The sequence below is a fragment of the Oscillochloris sp. ZM17-4 genome (assembly GCF_019599295.1).
Taxonomy (GTDB): domain Bacteria; phylum Chloroflexota; class Chloroflexia; order Chloroflexales; family Chloroflexaceae; genus Oscillochloris.
Window position 1 is genome coordinate 1 of sequence record NZ_JAIEWN010000102.1, and the last position, 6,121, is coordinate 6,121.

A 6,121-nucleotide genomic window follows, 5' to 3' on the forward strand; every position below is an offset into this window, starting at 1 on the left:
CCAGCACCGCGCTGCCCGCCTCCGCCACAATGGCATCGGCAAGGGTCAGGGCACCGACGATCTGCGCGGCCTCGGCCTCGGCCAGGGCGCGGGCGGACACCGCCAGATCCGCCGCCGCGCCAGCGGTGGCAATCTGGGCGAGCAGCGCGGCCAGCAGACGCTCGCCCCCGGCCTGGCCGGCAAGCTGATCGGCGATCACGGCTGGGCTGCCCTGCCAGGTCCAGGGGGCATAGCGATCCGCCCCAGGATGTCGCTCGGCACGTCGGCCCTGTGCCACACGGAGCGCGCGCTCGGCGGCGTGGAGGAGCGCCTCCTGCTGCTCCAGGAACGTATCGACCTCATCAGCCAGCCGCCCGATCACGGCCTGGGCTGTGGCACATGCGTGACGGGAGAGGGTGAGCCGCTCACGCTCATTCCAGAGGGACACGGCCTGTGGCAGCGCGATCCGCCCGGTGCCGCCGAGGAACCAGCCCACCACATTACGCAGCAGGCCAGGCTCTTGGCCGGTCGCCGCCTGCCAGCCGCGCAGGGCGCCCTGACAGGCATGCAGCTCGCGCTCGATCTCGCTGATGCGCTGCGCGACGCGGGCGCGCAATCGGCTCAGCTCCTGGCCCAGATCCGCGAGGAAGGGCCGCAGCGCGGCGACCTCGCTCGCCATCGCCAGGCGTCGATGCAGTCGGGCGAGGGCCGCATTGCCGATGCGCTCACCGTTGTCGCGCATCAGGGTCTCGCCGCCACCCACGGCGTCGGGGCGCATCAGCAGCTCAAACTGGGCGGCCAGTTCGGCCGGGTCATCGCTGGCGGTCAGTGCCACCGGTGTGAAGGGCCGCCCTGCGCCATCACGCGTCACCTGCTCAGCCAGGTCGTCGCCAATGTCAGCGGCGGCGCAGAAGGTTTTGCCCGGCGCGTCCGGCGGGTTTGCCGGCAGGTTCGGGACTCTCAGAATCAATGGAGATTGCATGAGGAATTGCTCCTTTCAGATAGCACGCATCACATCACATCACTGCGCCAGCCGCCCCGCCAGGGCATCGAGGGCCGCAACCTCTAGCCGGTCGGCCAGGGCGGCGGTGAGCTGCGGGCGATCCACGTCTGCCATCGCCGCACGGACGGTATGGAGGTAGCGCATGCGCCCATCGGAGCCGGAGACATCGTCGTTGGCCAGGTGGCTCGCGATCGTCGGCCAGACCGTGCCGCGGGCCAGGATGAGCGAGAGGCTCAGGGCCGCGCGATCCAGGAAGCGCTCTAGGTCGGCCTCGGCGACCCGCCCGTCGCCGCCGCCGAGGGTCGGGTCGTCGAGCAGGAAGACCCGGTCGTAGGGCGGGGCCTGGATGGCGATCTCCAGGTCGTTCAGGTAGGCCCGGCGCTGGCCGTCGCGGGTGAGCCGGTCGAGGGCCTGGATGAGGGCGCGGTAGTTGTGGCGGGTGTAGGGGGTGAGCCCGCTGAAGGCCTGCGGGCCGAGCACGACGCCCCAGAGCTCGTAGTCGGTCACGCCGGCCTCGCGCAGCAGGTGGCGCAGCAGGTAGGGCAGGAGCTGGTGGCCGGCGTTGCCCATCGAGCCGCTGCCGCCGCCGAGGACCACCACCCGCAGGCGCCGGCTGCGCACGGCCGACTGGCGCTTGTGGGCGGCCAGCAGCCGCTCCCAGTCGCTGCGCCCGCCCACCGCATCCTCGCCGCGCACCCGGCGGAGCCGGCGGGCCCGGAAGGTCTGCACCGCGCCGATATTCAGGTCGATGTCGAGGGCCGAGACCACCGGGTGGCCGTGCCCGCCGTAGCCCGCGCGCGGGAAGGTCTCGAAGACCGGAATGCCGCGCAGCAGCAGGGCGTAGCGCCGCTCCAGCAGCGGCTCGTCGCGCAGCCGGTCGCGCGGGTTGTCGCCGCCGAAGAGCAGACGCTCGCTCAGCTCCACCAGCTCCTCGCCGCCGTCAGGGGTGCGGACACGCAGCGGGCGGGGCGCCAGGCCGTCGTTGTTCAGCCCGCAGGCCGCCAGGCGCAGCCCGTCGCCCAGGGCCAGGGCGCAGATGCGCTGGGCCAGCGTCTCGCCGGAGTTCCCCGCCCCGATCAGCAGCAGGTCGCCGGCGACCGGGGCCGGCGGGGCGGCGGGCGGCGCCGCCGGGGCCGTCGCCTCGAAGCGCCGTAGCGCGGCGATGTCGATGCTCAAGGTCATACCTGTCCTCCTGCGCCCGGCCTGGGCGCCATTGGCTGATGCCGATGGGAGGAGTATGACACGCTGTGTCATGACATGTGCATGATCGCCGCATGGGTTTTCGAGAAAATAAAAGCTCTCTGGCATCTATGGTGCCAGAGAGCTGAGAAAATCGTGACAGGTAGCGACTAGTCACGGCGCCGCCTGGCCTTGTGGGTGTAATAGTCCGCCAGGCGCGCGTTGCCGAGTGCCGCATAGATATCCGCCAGGAGCAGATCATCAGCGGCCTCGCTATCGCCAAGGCGTGCGGTCTTCTGGGCGACCGGCAGCGCCTCCTGGGCCGCATTGCGCGTGAGGTGCAGGCGGGCCAGCCGGTGCAAGATATCGCGCTGGTAGTACAGCCAGTGATACTGATCTTCGCGCAGGCTATAGTCGGGCACATCGTAGTCGGGGAGATAGATGCCGCCACAGTAGGCGGCGGCCTGCTGGAGCGCATCCAGCGCAGCGTCGGCGTCGCCCGTGGAGAGGTGCAGCGCCGCCGCCGCAGCGTGGTGCTCGATCAGGTCGGTATCGCTGATCCAAGACGTGTGGCGCATTAGCGTCAGATAGCCGTCCCGGTCGCGAAGGGCGGGCCCCATATGCCAGGTCTGGATCAGGCGCTTGATCGCACTCGACAGGTTCGTCGCCCGCGCCAGCGGCTGTGATCGCCGGCTGCCGATTGCGGCGATGTCATCGCGATGGATGGCGTGTTCGACGTGGGCCACCAGGTAGCTGAGCATGCGCTTGAGCTGTGGGACGCCCATATTGCCGACCTTCCAGATCGCCGCTGCGCCACGAACAATCGCCCGCATCCCGCCGATCGTACCAATAAACACCGTGTGCTGGTGCTCCTGAGGCCAGCGCTCTGTCTGCCGGGTGCCGATCTCCATGCCCGTCCTCCTTTCACGGGGACGACGAGGGGGAGCCGCATCCATTGGTGATGGTTGCTGCTCCCCCTCGGGTGCGTGCGCGGCGCGCGCCGAGCGTGTAGGTTGGCCTATCATAGCACAGCGCTCGGGCAGAATCAAGCGTTTTTCGAGATGATGTGGTGTGAATGCGGCGAAATCGACCAATCTTTCGACATCACCTCACAAGAATGATCGGGTCGCCCGGCGCTAGGGTCTCCGGGTGGCCGGCGCGGGTGCGCAGCAGGTCGATCACCAGGGCGATCTGCTGACGGAGGGTGCCCGCATCACCGCAGGCGAGATCGCGCAGGCTGCGGTAGCTCATGGCGCGGATGGCCCCAATCACCGTGATCAGGTCGCTGGTACCACTGCGGCCCGGGCGCTGCACCGGGCTCACCGCCACCTGGTCGACCACCCGCCGCACGATCACCGTGGCCTGGGCGCTGTCGCAGCCGTGCAGCACGAGCAGCGCGTGGTCGTTGCCGAACCAGTAGCAGTCGGCGTCCGGACCGAGCACGCGGCTGACCGCCGCCGTGACGTGCTGCTGGGCATAGAGCGGGAAGGGCTCATTGCTGCGGGCCTGGATCATCTCGCGGTAGTGGTTGATATCGATCACCGTCAGGGCGAGCGTGGCGTCGAGGTCCGCCGGGTCTGGCGCATCCTTGACCGCCGCCCAGCGATCCACCACCGCCTGGACGCCGCGGGCGAAGCCGGGGCCGTGGGCGTCCAGGCTGTCGAGCCAGGCCAGCATCGCCGGCATCTGGCCGTGCAGGCGGGCGTCCTGCTGGCGGCGCAGACGGGTCAGCCACCAGCGGCCTAGCAGCTCGCTGAGGATATCGCCGATCACCAGGGCGCTATAGATCGCCGCGCTGTCCAGGGTCTGCCCGGGGCTACGCGAGGCCAGGTAGAGCACGCCGAAGGGTGAGATACCCCAGGTCGCGGCCAGCGGCACGGCCAGGGCCACCCGGCTGCCCTCCTCGGGCGCATAGCGCACCTTCTGGCCATCGAGATCCACGTGGAGCGAGACGTAGGGCTCGCGCGAGACATAGGCCCTCCCGCAGAGCCCCTGCCCCCTGCCCTCCAATGCGATCTTCGCGCGGGCCAGCAGGTCGCCCTCATCATCGTAGTGGTGGTGGGCCAGGATGGCCAGGCTGCGCGGCTGGTCGAGGCCATCGGGGACGAGCAGCGCCGCCATGCCGGCGTCATCGCCGGGGAAGATCGCGGCCACGATCAGCGCGAGCATATCGCCATAGCTCTGGCGGGTCAGGTCGAGCGGGAAGCCGTCGGAGCGGTAGCGATAATAGCTGCGACCGTGGGCGGCCCGGCGAAAATCCTGAAAAATGGCGTGGGCCAGCTGGAGCAGGCGGTCGAGCAGCAGGGCGCGGCCCGGCGCAAGCGAATCCGGGTCCAGGGTCGTGTCGGAGGGAGGGGCGCTGAGCGCAACCAGCAGCCCCTGCTCGGGCGCGCCCGCCGGGACGTAGGCCTGGAATGCCGCATCGCGAAGGTCGGCGATCGGGCGTGACTCGGGGCTGTAGAAGAGCAAGGTCTGGCTGTCGGAGCCGGTGGATCGGTGCAGCTCTGGTGCCCAGCTAAGTGGATCGACTGCGACGGGCGGCCGACAGAGGGCGATCAGGGCGCCCGCCGGGTGATCGCGGAGCGCTGCGGCGCAGGCCTCCACCTCGGCGGGCGGCGGCAGCGGCCCGTCGAAGACACGCGTACCGGGGTAGATCAGCCCAAGCACCTGGGGCGGGCGGCAGGTGTCAGGCAGCGGACGCGTCCCGGCCACAGACTCCACCCGCCGATCAATCTCCGCCTGGATCGCCGCGATGATCTGGCTGACAATGCGCGCGAGGAAGAAGCCGTCGGCCACCGCGCTGCGCTCCTGGGCGATGGCGGTGCTGAGCGCGATCAGCGGATCATGGTCGATCGCATCGGCGTGGCGGCGCACCATCTCGGCCGCCTCAGCGGCCCGGTAGTCTGCGGCGAGCAGCGCCAGCACCCGCAGCCGGCGCAGGTCGGCGATGCCGTAGAGCCGGCTGGCCCCGGCGCGGCCGGTCGTCGTCGCCGGCTGGAGCGCGCCGAGCTCCTCGAAGTAGCGGATCTGCGACTCTTTGAGCCCGCAGAGCGCACTGGCCCGACCGATCGTCACACGTAGCTCGCGCACCCAGCCGGCGGCCTCGTCGGCGACCTCCTGGATCAGCGTGTCGAGCGAAATGGGCGTGGCGGCGGGCAGATCAGCGGCGAGCCGGTCCGGCTCGGCCAGGATTGCGACCATGGACACCTCTCGATACGGCGGAGATGTGGGCGGCGCTGCCAGCGCAGACGAGCGCGCCGCGCACTATCCAAGGAGCCTGTGCCCTGAGTCCACATCTCCGCAAACACAGCGAGCGCCAACACATGCGGAACAGCGCGCGGGAGCGCGCAGCTGTCCGAGGCTATCTCGAAGTATAGCGAAGCGGATGGGCGCTGTCAAAGGACAATTCTGTCATGCTGAGCGCAAACCGCTGAGTTGACGAAAAAAGGCGACAGTTGATAGTGATGATCTCAAAAATGGTCGCGCGCGAGCCCGATAGCTGATATTTTCTTGGCATGATGTGCCCACGTGACCGCAAGACGATCATCTGCCGGCGCACGGCGATCATGTGCGGCGAAGGCTGTGTCCCTGCGGCGAGATACTGGCCCCAACATGATAGGCTTGACCTCCCACTGCTGACCTGCTAGAATGCATGTGCCGACTGAACATACACCTAGATCGACCAGAACGCAGGATCCTATCAGGGAAGGGGGGCATTGGTTGGAGTGCCGATACAGCTTCCCAATGCGCCAGACCCAGATCGCCGCGCATGCGACCCACAGCGCATCACCGACCCGCTTTGAAGGGTTTTGAAACGAAGAGAGTCCTTGCCACCAGAAGCTTGATAACATTACAGCGCATCACCGACCCGCTTTGAAGGGTTTTGAAACTTCGCCCAATCGTTTGTGGACACGTAACCGCTGGAGCAGCGCATCACCGACCCGCTTTGAAGGGTTTTGA

The 6,121-nt window shown here is 68.6% G+C and carries 4 protein-coding genes; all 4 read right to left on the reverse strand.

What is annotated here, in order from left to right; genetic code table 11:
* A partial coding sequence (locus K2Z83_RS27550; RefSeq protein WP_220598378.1) for a hypothetical protein occupies positions 1-961 on the reverse strand: 961 nt, incomplete at its 3' end.
* A 39-nt stretch (positions 962-1,000) separates the two neighbouring features.
* Positions 1,001-2,164, reverse strand: coding sequence for a hypothetical protein (locus tag K2Z83_RS27555; RefSeq protein WP_220598379.1), 1,164 nt, complete (start codon positions 2,162-2,164; stop codon positions 1,001-1,003).
* Between the two features lie 167 nt (positions 2,165-2,331).
* Positions 2,332-3,072, reverse strand: a complete 741-nt coding sequence (locus K2Z83_RS27560; RefSeq protein WP_220598380.1) for a hypothetical protein — start codon at positions 3,070-3,072, stop codon at positions 2,332-2,334.
* A 193-nt stretch (positions 3,073-3,265) separates the two neighbouring features.
* Positions 3,266-5,362: a MerR family transcriptional regulator gene (locus K2Z83_RS27565; RefSeq protein WP_220598381.1), complete on the reverse strand. Its 2,097-nt coding sequence runs from the start codon at positions 5,360-5,362 to the stop codon at positions 3,266-3,268.
* Positions 5,363-6,121 lie beyond the last annotated feature (759 nt).